This is a genomic window from Synechococcus sp. CS-1332, from assembly GCF_025127995.1.
Classification (GTDB): Bacteria; Cyanobacteriota; Cyanobacteriia; order PCC-6307; family Cyanobiaceae; genus Cyanobium.
Genome location: NZ_JAHLYP010000042.1, coordinates 144,487 through 166,078, shown reverse-complemented (window position 1 = coordinate 166,078; position 21,592 = coordinate 144,487). Strand labels below are relative to the sequence as shown.

20 protein-coding genes are annotated in these 21,592 nt (G+C 66.8%); 11 read left to right on the top strand and 9 right to left on the bottom strand.

Annotated elements, in window-relative coordinates:
- Nucleotides 1–55: 55 nt before the first annotated feature.
- The 7 genes from KQ305_RS10470 (at nucleotide 56) to KQ305_RS10440 (ending at nucleotide 9,732) form a co-directional block, all read left to right on the top strand.
- Nucleotides 56–307 carry a DUF1816 domain-containing protein gene (locus KQ305_RS10470; RefSeq protein ID WP_259725341.1) on the top strand — a complete coding sequence of 84 codons (252 nt, stop codon included), beginning with the start codon at nucleotides 56–58 and terminating at the stop codon, nucleotides 305–307.
- Between the two features lie 30 nt (nucleotides 308–337).
- Nucleotides 338–1,810: an Asp-tRNA(Asn)/Glu-tRNA(Gln) amidotransferase subunit GatA gene (gene gatA / locus KQ305_RS10465; protein WP_259725340.1), complete on the top strand. Its 1,473-nt coding sequence runs from the start codon at nucleotides 338–340 to the stop codon at nucleotides 1,808–1,810.
- Between the two features lie 75 nt (nucleotides 1,811–1,885).
- Nucleotides 1,886–2,284, top strand: a complete 399-nt coding sequence (locus tag KQ305_RS10460) for a nuclear transport factor 2 family protein (RefSeq protein ID WP_259725339.1) — start codon at nucleotides 1,886–1,888, stop codon at nucleotides 2,282–2,284.
- Nucleotides 2,285–2,325: 41 nt separating this feature from the next.
- A complete protein-coding gene (locus KQ305_RS10455) occupies nucleotides 2,326–2,736 on the top strand; it encodes a hypothetical protein (RefSeq protein ID WP_259725338.1) in 411 nt (136 codons plus the stop codon).
- A gap of 164 nt (nucleotides 2,737–2,900) precedes the next feature.
- A complete protein-coding gene (locus KQ305_RS10450) occupies nucleotides 2,901–3,359 on the top strand; it encodes a hypothetical protein (protein WP_259725337.1) in 459 nt (152 codons plus the stop codon).
- A gap of 651 nt (nucleotides 3,360–4,010) precedes the next feature.
- Entirely contained in the window at nucleotides 4,011–5,780 is a 1,770-nt protein-coding gene (locus KQ305_RS10445; protein WP_259725336.1) for an oleate hydratase, read from the top strand.
- 433 nt (nucleotides 5,781–6,213) lie between these two features.
- Nucleotides 6,214–9,732 (top strand): DNA polymerase III subunit alpha, encoded by a 3,519-nt coding sequence (locus KQ305_RS10440; protein WP_259725395.1) that lies wholly within the window; start codon nucleotides 6,214–6,216, stop codon nucleotides 9,730–9,732.
- On the opposite strand, the gene KQ305_RS10435 is transcribed toward KQ305_RS10440, so the two are convergent.
- The 3 genes from KQ305_RS10435 to ruvA all read right to left on the bottom strand — a co-directional run bounded on the left by KQ305_RS10435 (nucleotide 9,712) and on the right by ruvA (nucleotide 11,148).
- Nucleotides 9,712–10,137 carry a PAM68 family protein gene (locus tag KQ305_RS10435; protein ID WP_259725335.1) on the bottom strand — a complete coding sequence of 142 codons (426 nt, stop codon included), beginning with the start codon at nucleotides 10,135–10,137 and terminating at the stop codon, nucleotides 9,712–9,714. The genes KQ305_RS10440 and KQ305_RS10435 overlap by 21 nt on opposite strands.
- 10 nt (nucleotides 10,138–10,147) lie before the next feature.
- Nucleotides 10,148–10,417 (bottom strand): 30S ribosomal protein S15, encoded by a 270-nt coding sequence (gene rpsO, locus KQ305_RS10430; RefSeq protein WP_015108092.1) that lies wholly within the window; start codon nucleotides 10,415–10,417, stop codon nucleotides 10,148–10,150.
- Nucleotides 10,418–10,494: 77 nt separating this feature from the next.
- A complete protein-coding gene (gene ruvA, locus KQ305_RS10425; protein ID WP_259725334.1) occupies nucleotides 10,495–11,148 on the bottom strand; it encodes a Holliday junction branch migration protein RuvA in 654 nt (217 codons plus the stop codon).
- A gap of 22 nt (nucleotides 11,149–11,170) precedes the next feature.
- On the opposite strand from ruvA, the gene KQ305_RS10420 reads away from it, so the two are divergent.
- On the top strand, nucleotides 11,171–11,632 hold the full coding sequence (locus KQ305_RS10420) for a hypothetical protein (protein ID WP_259725333.1): 462 nt from the start codon (nucleotides 11,171–11,173) through the stop codon (nucleotides 11,630–11,632).
- Here the strand turns inward: KQ305_RS10420 and KQ305_RS10415 are convergent.
- Together KQ305_RS10415 and KQ305_RS10410 are read right to left on the bottom strand one after the other, a co-directional pair.
- Nucleotides 11,598–12,890 (bottom strand): cation:proton antiporter, encoded by a 1,293-nt coding sequence (locus KQ305_RS10415; protein ID WP_259725332.1) that lies wholly within the window; start codon nucleotides 12,888–12,890, stop codon nucleotides 11,598–11,600. The two genes, KQ305_RS10420 and KQ305_RS10415, sit on opposite strands and share 35 nt — an antisense overlap.
- Before the next feature lie 119 nt (nucleotides 12,891–13,009).
- Nucleotides 13,010–13,915 (bottom strand): DMT family transporter, encoded by a 906-nt coding sequence (locus KQ305_RS10410; RefSeq protein WP_259725331.1) that lies wholly within the window; start codon nucleotides 13,913–13,915, stop codon nucleotides 13,010–13,012.
- 149 nt (nucleotides 13,916–14,064) lie between these two features.
- Here KQ305_RS10410 and dnaG point away from each other — a divergent pair, with 149 nt between their 5' ends.
- Together dnaG and KQ305_RS10400 are read left to right on the top strand one after the other, a co-directional pair.
- Nucleotides 14,065–16,149: a DNA primase gene (gene dnaG, locus KQ305_RS10405; RefSeq protein WP_259725330.1), complete on the top strand. Its 2,085-nt coding sequence runs from the start codon at nucleotides 14,065–14,067 to the stop codon at nucleotides 16,147–16,149.
- 73 nt (nucleotides 16,150–16,222) lie between these two features.
- Nucleotides 16,223–17,221, top strand: coding sequence for a sensor domain-containing diguanylate cyclase (locus KQ305_RS10400; protein WP_259725329.1), 999 nt, complete (start codon nucleotides 16,223–16,225; stop codon nucleotides 17,219–17,221).
- A 9-nt stretch (nucleotides 17,222–17,230) separates the two neighbouring features.
- Here KQ305_RS10400 and KQ305_RS10395 read toward each other — a convergent pair whose 3' ends face one another.
- Genes KQ305_RS10395 through KQ305_RS10380 form a run of 4 tightly spaced genes read right to left on the bottom strand, consistent with a single transcriptional unit; the run spans nucleotide 17,231 to nucleotide 19,822 of the window.
- Entirely contained in the window at nucleotides 17,231–18,511 is a 1,281-nt protein-coding gene (locus tag KQ305_RS10395; protein WP_259725328.1) for a Y-family DNA polymerase, read from the bottom strand.
- The gene (locus KQ305_RS10390; RefSeq protein WP_311134344.1) at nucleotides 18,508–18,834 is read right to left on the bottom strand and encodes a S24 family peptidase; all 327 of its coding nucleotides are present in this window, start codon (nucleotides 18,832–18,834) and stop codon (nucleotides 18,508–18,510) included. Before KQ305_RS10390 ends, KQ305_RS10395 begins: the two co-directional genes overlap by 4 nt.
- A gap of 42 nt (nucleotides 18,835–18,876) precedes the next feature.
- On the bottom strand, nucleotides 18,877–19,296 hold the full coding sequence (locus KQ305_RS10385; protein ID WP_259725327.1) for a hypothetical protein: 420 nt from the start codon (nucleotides 19,294–19,296) through the stop codon (nucleotides 18,877–18,879).
- A 10-nt stretch (nucleotides 19,297–19,306) separates the two neighbouring features.
- Entirely contained in the window at nucleotides 19,307–19,822 is a 516-nt protein-coding gene (locus KQ305_RS10380; protein ID WP_259725326.1) for a pentapeptide repeat-containing protein, read from the bottom strand.
- A gap of 139 nt (nucleotides 19,823–19,961) precedes the next feature.
- Here KQ305_RS10380 and KQ305_RS10375 point away from each other — a divergent pair, with 139 nt between their 5' ends.
- Complete coding sequence (locus KQ305_RS10375; protein WP_259725325.1) at nucleotides 19,962–21,584, top strand: bifunctional diguanylate cyclase/phosphodiesterase; 1,623 nt, start codon at nucleotides 19,962–19,964, stop codon at nucleotides 21,582–21,584.
- Nucleotides 21,585–21,592 lie beyond the last annotated feature (8 nt).

Genomic DNA, 21,592 nt, shown 5'->3' with positions numbered 1-21,592 from the left:
CCACCGGGGGTGGGCCAGCCGCCCCCCCAGAATGGCCTCCTTGCATCCCCCCTCCATGAATCCACTGCTCTGGCCCTCGCGCGGCATCGCCAATGGGCTGGGCCTGGCCTGGTGGGCGCGGGTGGAAACCCGCTCTCCCGACGCGGTGTACTGGTTCGGCCCCTTTGTGCGCCGACAAACGCTGGAGCGGGCTCTGCCGGCGTTCCTCGACGATCTGCGGGCGGAGTCACCGGCCTCCCTGGAGCATCAGTGCCTGCGCACCGGCCGCAGCGAGCCGTTCACCGAAACCCCCGACCTGGCCGACTGATAGCGTCCAACGCAGCTGGCTAGCGGTTGGATGGGCATCGCCGAATGGCGTGAGCAGCTTCAGCGGGGCGAAGTGTCGGCCCGGGAGCTCACGGATCGCCACCTGGCCCGCATCGCGGCGGTGGATCCCGCGGTGCATGCCTTCCTGGAGGTCACCAGCGAGCGGGCGCGGGCCGATGCCGACCGCATCGATGCGGCCCGGGCGGCCGGTGAGTCCCTGCCCCCACTGGCCGGCATTCCCCTGGCCATCAAGGACAACCTCTGCACCAAGGGGATCCGCACGACCTGCTCCAGCCGCATGCTGGAACATTTCGTCCCCCCCTACGAATCCACGGTGACGGAGCGGCTCTGGCGGGCCGGCGCCGTCCTGCTGGGCAAGACCAACCTCGACGAGTTCGCCATGGGCAGCTCCACCGAGACCTCGGCTTTCGGCGCCAGCCGCAACCCCTGGAATCCTGACCGGGTGCCCGGGGGCAGCTCCGGTGGCAGCGCGGCCGCCGTGTCCGCCGGTGAGTGCATCGCTGCCCTGGGCTCCGACACCGGTGGCTCGATCCGCCAGCCCGCCAGTTTCTGCGGTGTGGTGGGTCTCAAGCCCACCTATGGCCGGGTGAGCCGCTGGGGACTGGTGGCCTTCGCCTCCTCCCTCGACCAGGTGGGCCCGTTCAGCAGCAGCGTGGCCGATGCCGCCGAGCTGCTGCAGGTGATCGCCGGGGAAGATCCCCGCGATGCGACCTGCCTGAAGGCGCCGGTGCCCGATTTCTCCGCCGACCTGGAGACACCCATCAAGGGTCTGCGGGTGGGGCTGATCCGCGAGTGCTTCGACCAGGAGGGTCTCGATCCCGAGGTGAAGGCCTCGGTGCTGGCGGCCGCCGCCCAGCTAGAGGCCCTGGGCTGTGAGCTGGTGGACGTCAGTTGCCCCCGCTTCAACGACGGCATCGCCACGTACTACGTGATTGCCCCCTCGGAGGCCTCCGCCAACCTGGCCCGCTACGACGGCGTCAAGTACGGCTTCCGGGCACCGGCCACCGAAGCCGGCAGCGACGGCCTGGCGGCGATGACCGCCCGCAGCCGGGCCAGCGGCTTCGGCGAGGAGGTGCAGCGCCGCATCCTGATCGGCACCTATGCCCTTTCCGCCGGCTACGTGGACGCTTACTACCGCAAAGCCCAGCAGGTGCGCACCCTGATCCGCCGCGATTTCGACCGCGCCTTCGAGAGCGTCGACGTGCTGCTGACCCCCACCTCGCCCACCACCGCTTTCCCCAGTGGCGCCCACACGGGCGACCCCCTGGCCATGTACCTGGCCGACCTGCTCACCATCCCCGCCAACCTGGCCGGCCTGCCGGCCATCAGCGTGCCCTGCGGCTTCGATACCCAGGGCCTGCCGATCGGCCTGCAGCTGATCACCGGTGTGCTCGAGGAGTCGAAGCTGCTGCAGGTGGCCCACCAGTACGAACGGGCGGCGGCGGTGATGGCGCAACGACCGACGGCGGCGCTGGTGGCCTGAGCAGGACCACAGTCCTCTTGCATTGGCCGGAGGCATCGACCTTAGGGTTTCGGTGATGAACGGCTGCCTCTGACCATGCACGCGGACGAAGCGGCCATTCGGAACGTGCTGGAGCAGTGGGTCCAAGCCACCCGAGACGGCCGGCAGGAGGAGGTTCTCGCCAATCATCAGGACGACCTGGTGCTGTTTGATGTGTTGTCGCCGCTGCAGTACACCTCAGCGGCGCAGTACCGTGCGAGTTGGGACTCCTGGCAGCCGGAGGTCCAGGGCGCCCTGCAATTTGCGCTGCACGATCTCTCTGTCCGGGCGGGAGTTGATGTGGGTTATGCCTTTGGCTTGCTCCAGTGCGGGGGGACGCTCCCGGATGGCCAGACGTTTGGCGATACCGTGCGCATCACGTTCTGCCTGCTCAAGTGTGATGGGCAGTGGAAGGTCGCCCATCAGCACGTCTCCAAACCCGTCGAACGCCGCTGATGGATCGTCCAACCGCCATGGAGCCACCGATGAAGCGATGCATGGCCTTCCTGCTGCTCTTGATCGTCGCGGCCCCGCCCGTTTCGGCTGACCAGGACAATGTCCGCTGCCTGAGATCCGTTGGAGAGAACCCTCTTCTCAGGATTCAGTTTGGCCTTAAATCTGACAGCGATTCCAGTGCCTATGTTCTTTATCAGGGCAGTCGTGGGCCCATCCCCTTGAAATTGTTGAAAGTGACGGAGCTCAGAAGGGTGTATGGGGGACGGCCGTCGGAGTTCGAAACCCAGTGGGTTGAAACGACAGCCACTCCAACGGCAGGACGCTATGTCTATACCAACCAAGGGGCACTGATCGATGACTTTCAATACATCCGCAAGGATGGAAGGATCTTCAGGTTTGTGGATGATTCCGATGTCCTTGATGCAGGCCAGTGCAGCTGGGCAGCGCCATAGGCTGGAGTTGCGAAGGTCTGTGATCATTGACTTCGGCCCCAGGGGATGGGTCGCAGCACATTCGCCACTGTTCTGCAGCCCCGGTCTGGCTACGTCGCCCTGATGGCTGGGTAGAGAAGAGTATGGAAAACCTCTCAAATCGGCAGAACAGGTACTGGGTGGCCTTGGCTTCTGCCGTTGTGTTGGTGGTGGCTGGTTTCGCCATCCTCAACAACCAGCATCAGCAACGGCTTCAGGCCGAAGCCCAGGTCCAGGCCCAGGCCCAAGCCCAGGATCAGGCCAACAGGGATGTGATGGAGCGGATGCAGGGCGAATTGGCGCTCAAGAACGAAATGGAATCCGCTTCCCAGCGTGAGGCCGCCCTCCAGCTGCAGCTCAAGGAGATGGACGCAGGGGCAAACCGGCTCCTGGCGGCCGATGGCCAGCAGCAGGCCAAGCGCCAGCAGGCGGAGCGGGACCTTCAGGATCTCCGAACCCAGCGAGCCAAGCTCGAGAAGCAGGTCGACTGTGAACGGATTCAGTTGACGGTGAACCAGCTGGGCGCCAAGGGCGACACCGATCAGGCGCTCAAGCTGAAGAGCCTGTGGACCGTTCCCTGCCCCAATCTCCAGGCGGCCGGATAGCTGGCTGACCGCCTCCAAGGCCCACCAAATCTCCGGCATCAGGTCGGACCTCACCGGCAGCGGTTGTGTGCAAGTGATTGACGCCGCCGAGGTGCGGACGTGCTTGCGGCATACCTGCCCAGCCCGTTGCCGCCGGTGGAGCTGGAGGTGCGTATGCGGTTCAAGCCCGAGCACAACAAAACCTGGTTCGGTGCCGATACCAAGCTGTGGGCATCGTCCTGGACACCTTTGCCCGGTCGATGACCCTGGTTCCTTGCCCTGCTGCTGATTGGCTCGCCGTTCTTCGCCGTGGCCCACGCCAGCTTCCGCAGCGCCATCACGGCGATGGTCTGAGTCATGGTGGCGAAGATCCCAATCGTTGGTGTGCTGGAGCCTGCATCACAATTCAGCCTTTGAGTTCCAACAACAAGATTCTCTGGTACCTGCAGATCACTGGGCCTATCTTTCTCGAGCATGACGGGCGGTGAAGGTGTTCTCTGACCAGTGATCGGCAGGCAGCAGGCAGAAGCAGATGTGCAGAACACACAGCCCATCAGGAGCTTGAAGCCTACGTTTGGTCAGACCTCTGTTGATGCACCTAGGCACTGTCACCTGGCCAGTTGGTTCGCAGAACCAGCGAATGAATGCTGAAAGAAACAAAAGGAGAACAGGGTGTACTACAGCAGTGGCAATTACGAAGCCTTCGCCCGCCCGCGCAAACCCATGGGCGTCGAGAACAAGTCGGCCTGGTTCGTCGGCTCGGGCCTGGCGGGCCTGGCTGGTGCGGCCTTTCTGATCCGCGACGCCCAGATGCCAGGCCACAGGATCACCATCCTGGAGCAGCAGCACTTGGCAGGTGGCGCGCTGGACGGCATCAGGGAGCCGAAGCAAGGTTTCGTGATCCGCGGTGGGCGCGAGATGGAAGACCACTTTGAGTGCCTGTGGGACCTGTTCCGCTCGATCCCGTCGCTGGAGATCGACGCTGCCAGCGTGCTCGACGAGTTCTATTGGCTCAGCAAGGACGATCCGAACCTCTCCTTGCAGCGCGCCACGATCAATCGCGGTGAGGACGCGCATACTGACGGCCTGTTCACCCTCAGTGAACGGGCGCAGAAGGAGGTCATCAAGCTGTTCCTGGCCACCCGCCAGGAGATGGAGAACATCCGCATCAACGAGGTGTTCGGGGAGGAGTTCCTGAACAGCAACTTCTGGCTCTACTGGCGCACGATGTTCGCCTTCGAGGAGTGGCACTCGGCGCTGGAGATGAAGCTGTACCTGCATCGCTTCATTCACCAGATCGCCGGTATGCCAGATTTCTCCACCCTCAAGTTCACCAAGTACAACCAGTACGAATCTCTGGTGCTCCCCTTGGTCAGCTGGCTGCTCGACCATGGTGTGGTGTTTCAGTACAGCACCAAGGTCACCGATATCGACTTCAAGATCACAGCCGGTCGCAAACAGGCCACCGGCATCCATTGGCTCAGAAACGGCGACAATGGCGGCGTTGATCTCGGCGCCGATGACCTGGTCTTCATCACCATCGGCTCGCTCACCGAGAATTCCGTCAACGGCGACCACCACACGCCGGCAGCTCTCAATGATGGCCCTGCCCCAGCCTGGGATCTGTGGCGGCGCATCGCCGCGAAAGATTCGGCGTTCGGCCGGCCGGACGTGTTTGGCACGCACATCCCCGAGACCAAATGGGAATCAGCGACCGTCACCACGCTCGATGAACGTATTCCGAAGTATATCCAGAAGATCGCCAAGCGCGATCCTTTCAGTGGCAAGGTGGTGACGGGCGGCATCGTCACCGCGAGGGATTCGTCCTGGCTGCTCAGTTGGACGGTGAACCGCCAGCCGCACTTCAAACAGCAGCCCAGGGACCAGATCGTGGTTTGGGTCTACGCGCTGTTCGTCGAGAAACCCGGTGACTATGTGAAAAAGCCAATGCAGGACTGCACCGGGGAGGAGATCACCCAGGAATGGCTCTACCACCTGGGCGTGCCGGTTGAGTCCATCCCCGATCTGGCCGCCACCGGTGCGATCACCGTGCCGGTGATGATGCCGTACGTGACGGCGTTCTTCATGCCGCGCCAGGCCGGTGATCGGCCGGATGTGGTCCCCGAAGGCGCGGTCAACTTCGCCTTCATCGGCCAGTTCGCCGAGTCCAGACAGCGCGACTGCATCTTCACCACGGAGTATTCCGTCCGCACGCCCATGGAGGCTGTGTACACCCTGCTCAACGTCGAGCGCGGTGTGCCGGAGGTCTTCAACTCCACCTACGACATCCGCATGCTTCTGGCCGCATCCGGTCGTCTCCGCGACGGCAAGGAGATCAACATCCCGGGGCCCGCCTTCGTGCGCAACCTGCTGATGAAGGAACTCGACAAAACCCAGATCGGCGTACTGCTGCGGGAATTCCAGATCGTCGCGGACGACTGACCCTGCCTGGATCCGGTCACCGGCACACTCTGGCGCTGATGCCGGAGCAGCCGTTCACCGCCAGCCGGGTACCAACAATGCGGCGGAGCTGTGGGGGTTGAGCTTCAGCAGTCGTTGGCGCACCTCCGCAGCGTTGCTGATGGTGTCGTTGGCCTCCTCGTCCACGACATTGTCGAGAGCCCCGCTGGTAGCGCGCCTGCAGCAGGCCCTGCGACCACCCGGCGTGGAGCGGCTTGGTGCGCCAATCCTGCCGGATCGTTTCACTCAGGGAGCGCACCTGGCCAGTGGTGGCGCAGCGCTGTCGAGCGTTTCATCGCGGCCCCTGGCAGGCACGCTGGCCGGCCTCCAGGCCCGTCCCAGACCCCTTCACACCAGATCTGGTGGTCCCCCGGTAGGCTGAACCCATCCTGTGGTGGCGCTGCCCTCCGACGCCGTGGCCTTCGTTCCGCTCCACAACCACAGTGACTACAGCCTGCTGGACGGGGCTTCCCAGCTGCCGGCCATGGTGGAGCGAGCCGTGGAGCTGGGCATGCCGGCCCTGGCCCTCACCGACCACGGCGTCATGTACGGCGCCATCGAGCTGCTGAAGCTCTGCACCAAGGCGGGCATCAAGCCGATCATCGGCAACGAGATGTACGTCATCAACGGCTCGATCGAGGACCCCCAGCCGAAGAAGGAGCGCCGCTACCACCTGGTGGTGCTGGCCCGCAACGCCGTTGGCTACCGCAACCTGGTCAAGCTCACCAGCATCAGCCACCTGCGCGGCATGCGCGGCCGGGGCATCTTCGCGCGGGCCTGTATCGATAAATCCCTGCTGCAGCAATACAGCGAAGGCCTGATGGTGGCCACCGCCTGCCTGGGTGGCGAGATCCCCCAGGCGATCCTGCGGGGACGCCCGGACGTGGCCCGGGAGGTGGCCGCCTGGTACCGGGAGGTGTTCGCCGATGACTTCTACCTGGAAATCCAGGACCATGGCGGCCTCGAGGACCGCATCGTCAACGTCGAGATGGCGCGGATCAGCGCCGAGCTGGCCATTCCCCTGGTCGCCACCAACGACGCCCACTACCTGACCAGCAATGACGTGGAGGCCCACGACGCCCTGCTGTGCGTGCTCACCGGCAAGCTGATCAGTGATGAGAAGCGCTTGCGCTATACGGGCACCGAATACATCAAGAGCGAGGCGGAGATGGCCCAGCTCTTCGCCGACCATCTGGCACCTGAGGTGATCGCCGCTGCCATCGCCACCACCGCCACGGTGGCTGAGAAGGTGGAGGACTACGACATCCTGGGGCGCCAACAGATGCCCCGCTTCCCGATCCCCGAGGGCCACACCCCGGTGAGCTACCTCAGTGAGGTGAGCCACCAGGGACTGCGCCGTCGCCTGTCCCTGGCAGGCGATGCCCCCATCGATCCCGGCTACGGCGAGCGGCTGGCCTTTGAGCTGCAGGTGATGGAGCAGATGGGCTTCCCCACCTACTTCCTGGTGGTCTGGGATTACATCCGCTACGCCCGGGACCAGGGCATTCCGGTGGGCCCGGGGCGTGGGTCGGCCGCCGGCTCGCTGGTGGCCTATGCCCTGGGGATCACCAACATCGATCCGGTGGAGCACGGCCTGCTCTTCGAGCGCTTCCTTAACCCGGAACGCAAGTCGATGCCTGACATCGACACCGACTTCTGCATCGAGCGCCGCGGCGAGGTGATCGAGTACGTCACCCGCCGCTATGGCGAGGACAAGGTCGCCCAGATCATCACCTTTAACCGCATGACCTCCAAGGCGGTGCTCAAGGACGTCGCCCGGGTGCTCGACATCCCCTACGGCGAGGCCGACCGGCTGGCCAAGCTGATTCCCGTGGCCCGGGGCAAACCGGCGAAGCTGGCCGAGATGATCGGCGCCGAATCGCCGGTGCCGGAATTCCGCGAGAAGTACGAGAACGATCCCAAGGTGCGCCACTGGGTCGACCTGGCCCGCCGCATCGAAGGCACCAACAAAACCTTCGGTGTCCATGCCGCCGGGGTGGTGATCGCCGCCGAACCCCTCGATGAACTGGTGCCCCTCCAGCGCAATAACGACGGCCAGGTGATCACCCAGTACTTCATGGAGGACGTCGAGGCGATGGGCCTTCTGAAGATGGACTTCCTGGGCCTCAAGAACCTCACCATGATCGAGAAGACGATTGAACTGGTGGCCCAGGCCGAAGGGGAACGGCTCGATCCCGACGCCCTGCCGGCCAACGATCCGGGCACCTACGCCCTGCTGGCCCGGGGCGATCTGGAGGGCATCTTCCAGCTGGAATCCAGCGGCATGCGCCAGATCGTCCGTGATCTCAAACCCTCCTCCCTGGAGGACATCTCCTCGATCCTGGCGCTCTACCGGCCGGGCCCCCTGGATGCGGGCCTGATCCCCAAGTTCATCAACCGCAAGCACGGCCGCGAAGCGATTGATGTGGCCCACGCCAAGCTGGAGCCGATCCTCAAGGAGACCTACGGGATCATGGTCTACCAGGAGCAGATCATGCGGATCGCCCAGGATCTGGCGGGCTATTCCCTCGGTGAGGCCGATCTGTTGCGGCGGGCCATGGGCAAGAAGAAGGTGTCGGAGATGCAGAAGCACCGCCACCAGTTCGTGGGCGGGGCCAGCGAACGGGGTGTGGACGCCGCCATTGCTGAGGCGCTGTTCGATCAGATGGTGCTGTTCGCCGAGTACTGCTTCAACAAGAGCCACTCCACCGCCTACGGCGCCGTCACCTACCAGACCGCCTACCTCAAGGCCCACCATCCGGTGGCCTACATGGCGGCCCTGCTCACGGTGAATGCCGGCACCACGGACAAGGTGCAGCGCTACATCGCCAACTGCCAGGCGATGGCCATCGAGGTGATGCCACCAGACGTGAATGCCTCCGGCATCGACTTCACGCCCGTGGGCAAGAAGATCCTCTTCGGACTCTCGGCGATCCGCAACCTTGGCGACGGTGCCATCCGACAGCTGATCGAGGCGCGATCCAGCGGCGGTCCCTTCCTGCATCTCGCCGATCTCTGTGACCGGATCCCTGGGCAGCAGCTCAACCGCCGGGCGATCGAGTCCCTGATCCACTGCGGTGCCCTCGATGGCCTCGAGTCCAAGGCCAACCGGGCCCAGTTGATGGCCGATCTCGACCTCGTGCTCGATTGGGCCAGTTCCCGCGCCCGTGACCGGGCCAGCGGCCAGGGCAACCTGTTCGACCTGTTCGGCAGCGGTTCGGCGGGGGCCACGGAGGGCGCGGCGCCTGCACCACCACGGGCCGCTGCGGTGGCTGATTACCCCCCCACTGAGAAGCTGAAGCTGGAGAAGGAGTTACTGGGCTTCTACATCTCCGACCACCCCCTGCGCCAACTGGCCTCCCAGGTGCGGCTGCTCACCCCGATCGGCCTGGCCAATCTCGAGGAGATGGCCGACAAGGCCAAGGTGAGCGTGGTGGTGATGGTGAGCGAGATCCGCCAGGTGACCACCCGCAAGGGGGACCGCATGGCCGTGCTGCAGCTGGAGGACCTCACCGGTGCCTGCGAAGCGGTGGTGTTTCCCAAGAGCTACGCCCGCCTAGCCGACCACCTGATGGTGGATGCCCGCCTGTTGCTGTGGGCCGCTGTCGACCGCCGCGACGACCGGGTGCAGCTGCTCGTTGACGACTGCCGCAGCATCGAGGACCTGCAGCTGGTGATGGTGGAGCTGGCGCCCGAGCAGGCTGGGGACATCGCCGTGCAGCATCGGCTGCGCGAATGCCTGACCCGCCACCGCCCTGGCCAGGAGGAGGCTGGCGTGCGGGTGCCGGTGGTGGCCCTGGTGAAGCATCAGGACGAAACACGGTTCGTGCGCCTGGGCGGGCAGTTCTGCGTCGCCGATGCGCCGGCGGCCGTCCAGACCCTCGCCTCGGCCGATTTCACGGCCTGGTTGCGTTCACCCTTGGGGGCTGCCTGAGCCGGAGTCGGGGCCCGAGGCGCCCTGGCGCATGGCCCGCACCGAGGCTCGCACCCGGCTGATGTTGACGCCGATCTGCTCCACCCCCAGCAGGCTGCCGGGGGCGTCCTCCCAGCTGGCCGAGAGCACCCCATAGCTGAGGCCCAGCAGACCCAGCAAAAAGAAGGCGCCTGAGCCCACCAGCGTCAGGCCGGGTGGTATGTCGAGCAGCCCACGGGTGACCAGCAGGTAGCTGGCCACGAACACACCCATCCCCAGGACCGTGGGGGTTCCCGTGGCAATGGCGATGCGCCGCACCATGCGGTTGGCCACCGCCTCAGGGATCACCTGCTGCCGTGGAGCCTTGGCTGGGGGGCCGCCGGCAGCGGGCGCCGCGAACGATTTCGGCTTCGGCCGACGGGCCATGGAATGAGCCTCAGCCGCGGATGCCGAGTTTCTTGATCAGTTCGGCGTAGCGGGTCTCGCTCTGGGCACGGAGATAGCCGAGCAGGCGCTTGCGCCGGCCGATCATCTTGAGCAACCCCTGGCGGGAAGAGAAATCGTGGATGTTCTTCTGCAGGTGGCCACTGAGTTGCTGGATCCGCTCGCTCAACATCGCCACCTGCACTTCCACCGAGCCGGTGTCAGTGCCGTGGGCCTGATGGGAATTGATCAGTTCCTGTTTCTGGGTGGTAGTGAGCGGCATGGGCGGATCTGTGCCCGAACGGTGCAAACCAACACCTTAACGTGCGGCCCGTTGGCCTTCCCTTCAGCGCAGCCCCTTCAGGCCACGGCGCGGGACAACCAGCGCAGGCTTTCGCGGATCCAGTCATCGGCGCATGCGGACCCCTCGATCCCGGCGGCGGCGACCGCCCGCAGGGCCCGGTGGATTTCAAGGGGTTCGTAACCGAGCGCCACCAGGGTGATCTGCACCTCCTCGCGGCAGGGGGCCGAGGGGCCCCCTGGGGCCTCCTCGCCGCCGACCTCCTCCTCTTCGAGGGGATCCACCAGGCCGGCGAAGCGCTCCTGCAGGCGTTGCCGCAGCTCCACCGAAAGGCGTTCGGCCGTGCGCTTGCCCACCCCAGGGGCCAGGCAGAGGCTGCGCAGGTCGGCGTGGACGATGGCTCGCACGAGCTCCGGTACATCCAGGGCCCCGAGCAGGCCCAGGGCCATCTGGGGCCCCACACCGCTCACGGCCACCAGCTCGCGGAACAGGTCCCGCTCCTGACGGGCGAGAAAGGCATAGAGGGTCCAGCCGTCGTCACGGATGCTGTGGTGCACGTGCAGGCCTAGATCGCTCCCCACCTCAGGCAGTCGCTGCCACTGCCTCAGGGTGAACTGCACCTCGTAACCCACCCCCTGGCAGATCAGCAGGGCCCCGCAGCGGTTCGCCTGCTGCCATGGTTCGGCCAGTCGCCCCTGCAGCCAGCCGATCATGGTGAAACGTGCGTCAGCCCCCATGCTGCCCCTCCTGCCAAGCCCCCCGGGCCGCTCCCTGTCGCCGCTGACGCTGGTTCTGGCACCGCTGCTGGCCTTGCTGCTCCTGTTGGGGGGCTGCAGCAGGGGCGGCCAACCTCCCAGGGGCGTATTGCTCGACGCCCTGTCCCTGCAGATCCAGCTCACCCAGGGGGCCATTGCCCGGGCCCTCGATCTGGAGGCCGGCGGCCTCCCCGAGGTGAGCCGCGTGAGGGTCGAGCAGCAGGAGGCCGTCGCCATCGGTGAGGGGCGGGGACTGCACCTGAGCGGTCGCTTTGACTGGCGGCTGCCCGGGGATGCCATCCGCGTCGACAGCCCCTTCGAGCTCTACCTGCAGCGTGGTGCCAGGGGGGAGAGCTGGCGCCTGGCCCGCCCCAGCGGCAGCAGCGACGGCAACAGCCAGGACTGGATCACTGAGCCCCTGCCCCTTCCTCGGAAAGCCTGAGCCAGCGGCCGACGTGGGGAAGGGTGAGCCCCTGCACCAGCAGGTTGATCACGACTACACAGAAGACGATCCCTCCGGCGTTCTGGACCAGGGATGGCACCGTGGCCGGGTCGATGCCGCGGACCTTGGGGATGGCGTCGACCATCTCGAAGCTCAGGGCGAGGGGCACCGCCCCCCGCAGCCCGCACCAGGACACCAGCAGCGAATCCCGCAGGCTGAAGGGCGAGAACCGTTGCAGCAGCAGAACACTCGCCGGTCTGGCCACCAGCATCATGGCGATGGCCACGACGAAGCCCTCCGGCAAGGCGGGCAGGAGCTCGAGAGGATGGACACTGAGACCGAAGATCAGAAAGATGGTGATTTCGGTCATGTTGTTGAACGGCAGCAAGGTGTGCTGCAGAGCCTCCGGAGTGATCTGTTCATTGCTGTAACTGTGGTTTCTCAGCATCAGGCCCGCCACGTAGGCGCTGATGAAACCGGAGCCTCCCATCAGCTCCGCCACTCCATAGGAAATCAGGCCGATGGCGATGCCCAGAATCAGCAACTGGCTCGCATCGCGCACCAGACGATTGAGACTGAAGCGGCCCAGATAACTCACGCAGACGCCGATTAAAAGGCCCGACCCGATCTTCTGCAGGAACGTTTGCAGCTGCTCCACCACCACCTGCTGCCCGCTGCTCCCCCCCTCCAGTGTCGTCAGGCCGATCACCAGGCCTAGAAACAGGATGCCTGTGGGATCGTTCACGGAGGATTCGAACTGCACCAGGGCCGAGAGCCGGCGGGGAATCGCGCCCTCCACCAACTGCAGCACGTTCATCGTGGCCCCCGCGTCCGTCGACCCCAGACAGGCGGCGATCAGCATCGCCACCGCGACAGGGACCTGCCCGAAGCCGAGCTCGATGCCGGCGGCATCGGGGGAAGCCACGAACCAGATGATCAGCCCCAGCATCAGGCTGGAGAGAATCACCCCTCCCACCGCCAGGATGATGCCGTATTCAAGGAAGCCGCGAATCGAGCGGATGTCCGTTTCCAGTCCGGCGTTGAACAGCAGGATCGACAGACTCAGAACCTGCAGCCGCAGGATCGTCTCATGGCTGAACAGGGTGACGGAGGGATTGATGAACAGGCCGAACAGCAGGACGCCAAGAATGGCGGGAACCCCAATCTTCAAGGAGAAGCGGCTGATGGCCAGGGTGCCAAGAAAGATGCCCCCGATGGTCACCATCATCAGCGGCAAGGGGACGATGCCGGGAGCCATCGGCGGCCTGATCACTGCCGACTCCGCTCCATGGCTGAGGCCAGCCACCATCGTGGCCAGCCAGGGATGACAAGCACCAGGCAGTGGGATCGACAGCAGGGGAACCCAACCTGGCGGCGTCATCGTAGAAGTCGTTGCTCAGCGGATTCCTCCGCCTTGGCCAGTCCCGGCGGCTGACCCAGACAGATCAGCGTGGCGATCAGGATCAGGGCCGCCCCTAGTGCCGTCGGCAGATCGATGGCTTCACCGAAGATCCACCAGCCCCAGAGGGCGGCGAATCCCACCTGCACGTAGCTGATTGCGGTGGCCCGGGCCGCTGGCAGCTGGGTGAGGGCCTTGGTGAGTCCCACCTGGCCGAGCTGGGTGAACACCCCCACCCCCAACAGCCAAACCAGTTCGCTCGCGGTGGGCAGCACCGGATCAAGCAGCACCAGCGGCAGGCTCATGGGAACGGCCACGAGCGGAAAGTAGAAGATGATCACCGCCGCAGGTTCGCTTTCGGCCAGGCTCCGCACACTCACGTAGGCCACGGCGGTGAGCAGGGCGCCGGCCACCGCCACCAGAACCCAGGGCGTCGGCAGGGCGGAAGTGGCGGTGGGCTGGGCCACCAGCAGCACCCCCAGCCAACCCAGCCCCATGGCCAGCAGCACCCGCCGTCCCAGGCGCTCACCCAGGAGCAGCCAGGCCAGCAGTGCCGTGAACGTGGGGTACAGGTACTGCAGCACCGTGGCGGAGGCCAGGGGCAGGTGCACCACGGCGGCATAGACACAGAACAGGGCGGCACTGCCCACCAGACCCCGCAGCACCAGCAGCCCCCGGCGCCGCCCCCAGGGATCCACACCGAGCCTCCTGGCCATGCCGTAACTGAGCGCCAGGCTCACCAGGGCCCGTGCCAGCACCACCTCGGCAATCGGAAGCCGGTCGCCCACCTGCTTCACCCCCACCACCATCAGGCTGAAGGAGAGGGCGCTGAGCACCATCCAGACCCCGGCCGACAGGGTTCTACCAGGGTCGGACTGGGGCATTCGGTTCACCCGGCGACCTCCATCCGTGGTGTCAGGCCCCAGACTGTCTCCAGTAGGACCACCACCAATGGGGGTTGTCCGTCCCCAGCCCTTCACGCTCCACCATCCGGCCGCTCCCATCCTCCCCCTCCCGCCTTGAGCCTGCACTCTTGAGTCTTCCCCGCCTCCACCCCCGCACGATCGAGGCCGTCAAGGAACGGGCCGACATCGTCGACGTGGTGGGGGAGCACGTGGTGCTCAAGAAGAAGGGACGCGAGTTCGTCGGGATCTGCCCGTTCCACGACGACAAGTCGCCGTCGATGACGGTGTCACCAGCCAAACAGTTCTATTACTGCTTCTCCTGCGGGGCCGGCGGCAACGCCATCAAGTTCCTGATGGAGCTGCAGCGCACCAGCTTCAGCGAGGTGGTGCTGGATCTGGCCCGCCGCTACCAGCTGCCGGTCGAGACCCTCGATGGCCCCCAGCAGGAGCGGTTGCGTCAGCAGCTCTCGCGCCGCGAGCGGCTGCACCGGGTGCTGGCCCTGGCGGCGGGCTGGTTCCAGGGCCAGTTGCGCTCTCCGGAGGGAGCCCCAGCCCTCACCTACCTGCGCCAGACGCGCGGCCTCAGCGAAACCACCCTCGAAGCGTTCCAGCTGGGCTATGCCCCGGCTGGCTGGGATGGTCTGCTGCAGCACCTGCAGCAGGTGGAGGGCCAGGCTGCCGACCTGCTCGAGGCGGCCGGTCTGGTGGTGGCCCGCAAGGGGGGCGGCGGCTTCTACGACCGCTTTCGCGACCGGGTGATGGTGCCGATCCGTGACCGCCAGGGCCGGGTGATCGGCTTCGGTGGCCGGGGCCTGGACGGGGCTGAACCGAAGTACCTCAACTCCCCGGAAACGGAGGTGTTCGAGAAGGGCAAGCATCTGTTTGGGCTGGATCGGGCCGCCGACGCCATCCGCCGCGACGACCGGGCCGTGGTGGTGGAGGGCTATTTCGACGTCATCGCCCTGCATGCCGCCGGCATCACCAATGCGGTGGCGGCCCTCGGCACGGCCCTCAGCTCCAGCCAGATCACCCAGCTGTGCCGCTGCTGCGATGGCCGGCGGCTGATCCTCAACTTCGACAGCGACGGGGCGGGCATCCGTGCCGCCCAGCGGGCCATCGGTGAAGTGGAGCAACTGGCGCTGCAGGGCCAGCTGGAACTGCGGGTGCTGCACCTCCCCGCCGGCAAAGACCCCGACGAGTTTTTGCAGCACCATGGCCCTGGGGAGTACCGCTCCCTGCTCGATCAGGCCCCGCTCTGGCTCGACTGGCAGATCGAGCAGGTGTTCGAAGGCAAGGATCTGGCCCGGGCCGACCAGTTCCAGCAGGCCGTTTCCGGTCTGGTCCAGCTGCTGGGCAAACTGCCCCAGTCGGCCGTGCGCAGCCACTACCTGCAGCAGGTGGCCGAACGCCTCTCGGGCGGCCAGGCCCGGCTGGCCATCCAGCTGGAGGAGGACCTGCGTCAGCAGGTGAAGGGCCAGCGCTGGCATGGCCGCTCGGTGAAATGGGAGCAACCTGGGGAGGTGGGGCACCGGGAGCGGGCCGAGGCGGAGATCCTGCGCCTCTACCTCCATTGCGCCCCGTGGCGCGGCGTGATCCGTGCCGAGCTGCGGCGTCGGGAGCTCGATGACTTTGCCCTCCAGCACCACCGCCAGCTCTGGGCCGCGATCGGGGAATTGGAGGAGGACAACCTCGGTGCCGGTCGGCTCGAGGCCATCAACCGGGGCACCGATCCTGGGCTGGATCTGGCCGATCTCGATCTGCCCCGGCTGCTGGGCGACCGGCTGCTGGTGGAGCAGAGCGCCCTGCTCGGCCGGCTGACCCCCCTGCTGGAGCCCAGTGAGGTGCAGCGGCTCGCCCTGGCCCATCCGCCCCTGCAGCTCCGAGGCGCCACGGCCTCCCTGGAGCGGCAACGGGTGCTGCGGCGCTGCCGTCACCTGCTGGATGCCTGGTCGAGTCAACGGCTCCAGACCCTGGAGCACTGCATTGCCCGGTTGCTGGAGGAGGAGCGCGACGCGCCCCCGACAGGCCCCGCCAGCCCAGCGGCCGGCAGCGGCCTTGACATGGAAACCCGGATCCATGACCTCTTCGACGCGCTCAACGGCGACGCTCTGCGCTTCCAGGAGGCTTACTACAGCGAGCGCCGCTACCTGAATCAGCTGGATGACGGCCGCCGGGCCGGTTACGAGGAGACCCTGGCGGTGCCGGCGGCCTGAGGCCAGGATTCCGCTTCAAAGTCCGCTTGCCACCGCCCGATCTGCCTAGATTTTCAGTGGACGTTGGCTCTTCATGGCTCCCTATCCGGCCTATCCGGTCCCCGCCGACGAGGACCAGCGGCTCCGCGATCTGGAGCGCTACGGCATCCTCGAAGCCGACAGCGACGAGCATTTCGACCGCATCCTGGATCTGACCGCGGCCATCTTCCAGACCCCGATCGTGGCCATCTCCCTGGTGGAAGCCGATCGGCAATGGTTTCTGGCCAAACGGGGACTGGAGGTGCGCGAAACCCCGCGGGAGATGGCCCTCTGCGCCCATGCCATCGTTCACGACGAGGTGATGGTGGTGCCCGATGCCCGCGCTGATGAGCGCTTCCGCAGCAACCCCCTGGTCTTCGCCAATCCCCACATCCGCTTCTATGCCGGGGCGCCGCTGCAGACCCCTGAGGGTCACAACCTCGGTACCCTTTGCGTCATCGATCGGGAGCCCCGGGACATCGGCCCGGAGCAGCGCGAGTTGCTGCAACGCCTGGCCCAGCTGGCCATGCGCGAGCTGGAGCTGCGGCGCCTGGCCCACCTCTGTCCGGTCACCGGCCTGCCCACCCGCCACACCTTCCTGAGCATCGGTGCGCGGGAGTTCGACCGTGCCCGCCGCGATCAGCACCCCCTGTCGCTGCTTCTCTTCGATCTCGACAATCTGCGGCTGATCAACAACCGCTGGGGTCAGCTCGCCGGCGATCAGGTGCTCTCCGATGTGGTCCAGCTGGCGCGCACCTTTCTCCAGGAACAGGACTTCGCCGCCCGCCTCGGGGATGGTGATTTCGCCCTGATGCTGGTGGGAATCGAGCGCGACCAGGCCATGGCCCTGGCCGATGGCCTGCGTACCGCCGTCAGCCACCTGTCCGGCGTCCACACCCATTCCGACGTCCACCTGCACATCACCGGTGGCCTCACCGTTCTGGCCCCCGCCGATCACCGCTTCACCGACCTGATCCAGCGGGCCGAGCGGGCCCATGAACTGGCCAAGGGCAACGGCCGCAACCAGATTGCCAGCCTCTACGACGGGGCCTGAGGGCGGCGCTCAGGCCCGCACCACCGGCACATCGCTCAGCCGGGTGGTGGCGGCCCTCGACAGGCGCGAGCGGCGCATTGTCCAGCGGGGCCGCAGGCCGCAGGCGGCCCACTGCACGGTGCCGCTGCCGTAGCGGCGGTTGAGGCCGTCGACGGTGGCCATCAGGGCCTCGCGCCGCTGCTGTTGTTCCGGCGGCAGCGGGGCCAGCAGATGGTGCTGCAGCAGCCCCACCGGTTGCAGATCCTGCAGCAGCACGCCCGCCTTCTGCAGCGGCTTGTGGGGCCGGAACAGCCGCTCGGCCAGGGGCAGGGCGGCGGCGAGCAGTACGGCGGTGTCGTTGCTGGGTAGCAGCAAGGTGACGGTGGCGGCATTGGCATAGAAGCGGGTGCCGTTGAAGGGGCTGCTGCGCACGAACACCGTGACGCTGCCCGCCCGCTGCCCCTGGCGGCGCAGCTTCTCGCAGGCCCGGCTGAGGTAGGTGGCGATCGCCTGCCGCAGGTCCTCGAGGCTGCTGACCGGTTCGCTGAAGCTGCGGCTGACGCAGGTTTCCTGCTTCGCCGGCGGCACGGCGACCAGGGGCAGACAGCTGTGGCCGCGCAGTTCCTGCTGCAGGCGGACCCCCACAACACCACAACGATGCCGCAGTTCGCCGCTCGGCATGTCGCGCAGGGCCCGGGCATGGCCGATGCCCCGTAGCCGGCACCAGCGGGACAGCTTGCGGCCGATGCCCCAGACATCCTCGATGGCGATGGCCTCCAGCCAGGGGTCAGGATCACCCGCCTGGCCCAGATCGAAGACGCCGCCATGGGAGGGGTCGCGCTTGGCGATGCGGTTGGCGATCTTGGCCAGCACCTTGGTGGGGGCGATGCCCACCGCCACCGGCAGGCCCAGCTGGCGGCGCACCTGCTGGCGCAGGTCTTGGCCCCAGGCGGTGAGGTCGCCGTCGCCGGGCGGGCGGTGCAGGCGGCCGAAGGCTTCGTCGATGGAATAGATCTCCAGGCCCTCCACCCAGGCTTCGAGGCTGGCCATCAGCCGCTGGCTCATGTCGGCGTAGAGGCCGTAGTTGGAACTGCGCACGAGCACGCCGCGGCGTTCCAGGTCGTGGCGCACCTGAAACCAGGGGGCGCCCATGGGAATGCCCATGGCGCGGGCCTCGGCGCTGCGGGAGACGATGCAACCGTCGTTGTTGGAGAGCACCACCAGGGGCTTGCCGATCACGGAGGGGTCGAGGGCCGCTTCGCAGGAGGCGTAGAAGTTGTTGCCGTCGACCAGGACGGTGGCCTGGCTCATCGCCCCCCCGGCAGCGAACGGATCACGTGCACGGCCACGCCCCAGAGGCGGTCATCGTCGCTGCCACCGAGGGCCAGGGGTGGGTAGGCGGGGTTGGCCGGCTCCAGCCACCAGTGCGCCCCCCGGCGAACCAGACGCTTGAGGGTGAATCCCCCCTCCAGCAGGGCCACCACGATGCGGCCGGACCTGGGCGTGGCCTCCCGGTCCACGACGAGCAGGTCGCCGTGGCGGATGCCGGCACCGAGCATTGAGTCGCCGCAGACGCGCAGCAGCAGGGTGCGGCCGGGGTCGAGGTTCAGCTGCTCGTTGAGGTCGACCCCCATCCCGGCCCGGCAAGAACCCTCACTGTAGTACAGATGTACTGATCAGTCGTCGTCCTCCAGCAGCAGTTGCTGAAAGGCGGTGTAGAGGTCCTGCTCTGGATCGCCGGCCAAGGGACGGGGACTCCCCCCGGTCCGGGGGGTCTGGGTCCGCCGGCGGCCGGGGTTGGCGGGGCGCTGGCCGCTGCCGGCCAGGTCGCCGCTGGCGGAAGTGCTGGCGGAAGTGCTGGTGGGGGGAGGCACTTCCAGTTGCCGCAGCCGTTCCAGCAGGTGGGGGGGGACGTTGCCGTCGGCGCTGACGTCCATCAGCCCGCGGAACAGCTTCTCCGGATCCTGCTCGGTTTCGACGGGATGGCGGCGGTCGACCGCCCGCATCGGGGTGGGCGGAGGCGGGGCGGGGAGCTTGCTGGGCAGCTGGCGGCCGAGGGCCTCCAGCCGTTCGCGGCTGCGGGCATCGAAGCTCATCGGGGCGGGGTCAGCTGCAGTTCAGTGTGTCGCGGGTGAGCCGACCGCTGACGGGGTTGGTGCCGCTGGCGGCGGCACAGAGGCTGGTGAGGGCGTCGCCGCGCAGGGGCACGTTGGTGAAGTCGGCGCCATCGATGAGCACCCCACGAAACTTGGTGTTGAAGGCGAAGGCGTCGTCGAGGCGGGCATTGCGCAGGTCGGTGCCCTCGAACACGGCCGAATCCAGGGTGGCGTCACGCAGATCGCTGCCGTTCAGGTTGGCGTCCTGGAGCTTGGCGCCGAACAGGCTGGCCCCGCGCAGGTCGGCCCCGGAGAGATCGGCGTCGCGCAGGTTGGTGAGATTGAAGGTGACGCCGCGCAGATCGGAGCCATGGAAGTCGGCCCCGATCAGCACCTGCTTGGCGTAATCCATCGCTGCCGCCACCGGGAGGGGGCCGGCCAGTAGCAGAACTCCGCCCAGAAGCAGGGACAGCAGCAGGGTCAGGAACCGGGGCAGGGAGAGCGGCGGGGAGAGGGGGCTCGCCATCGGGGATGGAGCGAAGACGGTGAGCCTAGGAAAGGGGGGTCACCTCACCCCACGGCCCGGGGGGCGATGCCGATGGAGACAAGGCGACTAGCGTGGTGCGGGTCCGGATCTCCGGCCCGTTCGATCTCCGAATCCGTGGATGGCCCAGGACCTCCAACCCAAGGACTCTCAACCCAGGGATTTCCAGCGATCAGGGGCCGGAGTGGTCGGGGGCCTGTTGGAGCGGATCGACAGGCCGGCGGCCCTGGCCGATGGCCTGGGGGCGATCGTGGCGGCGAATGGGGCCTTCTGCCGGCGTTCAGGATTGGAGCTGGCGACGTTGCGCCAGCGGCTCCTGCAGGACCTCTGCGCCGCCGACGTGGCGCCGTTGCTGCAGGGTGCGGTGGCCACCCTGAGCAGTGAACTGGTCGGCTCCCCGGTGGCTGAAGGGGAGATCCCCCTGTCCCTCACACGCCTGCCGGCCACCAACGGGACGGAACCGGTCTGGTGCCTGCTGGAACTGCTCGACCAGCGGGTGACCCTGGCTGACCTGGATGACCTGGTGACAGCTCGCTACGCAGGAGGCGCCGTACTGCTGCATCTGCAGGTGCAGCAACTCGATCTGGTGCGTGGCCGGCTGGGCATCGCCGCCTGTGAGGCCTTGATCGAGGAGATCGCCCATCGTCTGGAAGCGGCCCTTCCGGCCCATGGCTTCTTCTCCCGCCAGGGGGGCGACCGCCTGCTGGCCCTGCTGCCGGGCGCGATGGGCATCGACGCGGTGCGGGACATGGCCGGTGCGCTGCTCGCCAGCCTGGAGGCGCCCACCACGGTGCTGGAGCACGTCATCGAGCCCTCGCTGAACGTCGGCATCAGCCGCGCTCCCGAGGACGGCAATGAATTCGCCGCGTTGCTGGAGGCCGCCACCCGGGCGCTGGAGGAAACCCATCGCCAGCCGTTTCCCAGCTGCAGCATCGCCTCGCCGGTGGAGCGCTCCGTCCAGCTGCAGGAACTGCTGGCCCGGCCCTTGGCCCTGGCCATCGAGCAGGAGCAGCTGGAGCTGGCCTATCAGCCGATCATCGAGCTGGAATCCGGCCGTGTGATCGCAGCAGAAGTGCTCTGCCGCTGGGATGATCCGGTGCTCGGACGCCAGTCCCCCGCTGATTTCATCGACGTGGCCGAGGCCACAGCCCAGATTTCGTCCCTGGGGCGCTGGGTGATGGAGCGGGCGTTCGAGGCCCTGCACCGCTGGGATGTGGCCGGACTGCAGCTGGGCAAGATCTGCGTCAATGTCTCACCGCTGCAGGTGCAGGATCCCACCTGGAGCAGCGACCTGTTGATGGCCCTCGAACGCCACCAACTGACGCCCGGTCGCATTGTCCTGGAGGTCACCGAGGGCAGCATCCTGGAGATGTCCACCCACGTCGCCAACCAGCTGCGGGACCTCCGGCGCCAGGGCTTCGAGCTGGCCATGGATGATTTCGGCACCGGCTACTCCGGCTTGCAGCGGCTCACCGAGCTGCCGTTCAGTGAGGTCAAGATCGACAGAAGCCTCATCTCCGCCATCGACTACGACCAGCTGCAGCAGGCCATGCTCAGTGCGGTGATCCGGCTCAGCGACGCCACTGGAATCATGGTGGTGGTGGAAGGGGTGGAACGCTCCAGGCAGCGGCAGATGCTGCTCACCCTCGGTTGCCGCCATGGCCAGGGCTACCAACTGTCGGCACCCCTCTCTGATCTGGAGCTGGAGGCCCTGCTCCAGAGCCAGATCACCCCAGCGGCCTGAGGGGCCCC

Bases quoted from the DNA above. Each gene is read 5' to 3' on its own strand.
- KQ305_RS10470 (WP_259725341.1), top strand. From the start codon at position 56: ATGAATCCACTGCTCTGGCCCTCGCGCGGCATCGCCAATGGGCTGGGC.
- gatA (WP_259725340.1), top strand. From the start codon at position 338: ATGGGCATCGCCGAATGGCGTGAGCAGCTTCAGCGGGGCGAAGTGTCG.
- KQ305_RS10460 (WP_259725339.1), top strand. From the start codon at position 1,886: ATGCACGCGGACGAAGCGGCCATTCGGAACGTGCTGGAGCAGTGGGTC.
- KQ305_RS10455 (WP_259725338.1), top strand. From the start codon at position 2,326: ATGGCCTTCCTGCTGCTCTTGATCGTCGCGGCCCCGCCCGTTTCGGCT.
- KQ305_RS10435 (WP_259725335.1), bottom strand. From the start codon at position 10,137: ATGGCCCGTCGGCCGAAGCCGAAATCGTTCGCGGCGCCCGCTGCCGGC.
- rpsO (WP_015108092.1), bottom strand. From the start codon at position 10,417: ATGCCGCTCACTACCACCCAGAAACAGGAACTGATCAATTCCCATCAG.
- ruvA (WP_259725334.1), bottom strand. From the start codon at position 11,148: ATGATCGGCTGGCTGCAGGGGCGACTGGCCGAACCATGGCAGCAGGCG.
- KQ305_RS10420 (WP_259725333.1), top strand. From the start codon at position 11,171: ATGCTGCCCCTCCTGCCAAGCCCCCCGGGCCGCTCCCTGTCGCCGCTG.
- KQ305_RS10415 (WP_259725332.1), bottom strand. From the start codon at position 12,890: ATGGCTCCCGGCATCGTCCCCTTGCCGCTGATGATGGTGACCATCGGG.
- KQ305_RS10410 (WP_259725331.1), bottom strand. From the start codon at position 13,915: ATGCCCCAGTCCGACCCTGGTAGAACCCTGTCGGCCGGGGTCTGGATG.
- KQ305_RS10400 (WP_259725329.1), top strand. From the start codon at position 16,223: ATGGCTCCCTATCCGGCCTATCCGGTCCCCGCCGACGAGGACCAGCGG.
- KQ305_RS10395 (WP_259725328.1), bottom strand. From the start codon at position 18,511: ATGAGCCAGGCCACCGTCCTGGTCGACGGCAACAACTTCTACGCCTCC.
- KQ305_RS10390 (WP_311134344.1), bottom strand. From the start codon at position 18,834: ATGGGGGTCGACCTCAACGAGCAGCTGAACCTCGACCCCGGCCGCACC.
- KQ305_RS10385 (WP_259725327.1), bottom strand. From the start codon at position 19,296: ATGAGCTTCGATGCCCGCAGCCGCGAACGGCTGGAGGCCCTCGGCCGC.
- KQ305_RS10380 (WP_259725326.1), bottom strand. From the start codon at position 19,822: ATGGCGAGCCCCCTCTCCCCGCCGCTCTCCCTGCCCCGGTTCCTGACC.
- KQ305_RS10375 (WP_259725325.1), top strand. From the start codon at position 19,962: ATGGCCCAGGACCTCCAACCCAAGGACTCTCAACCCAGGGATTTCCAG.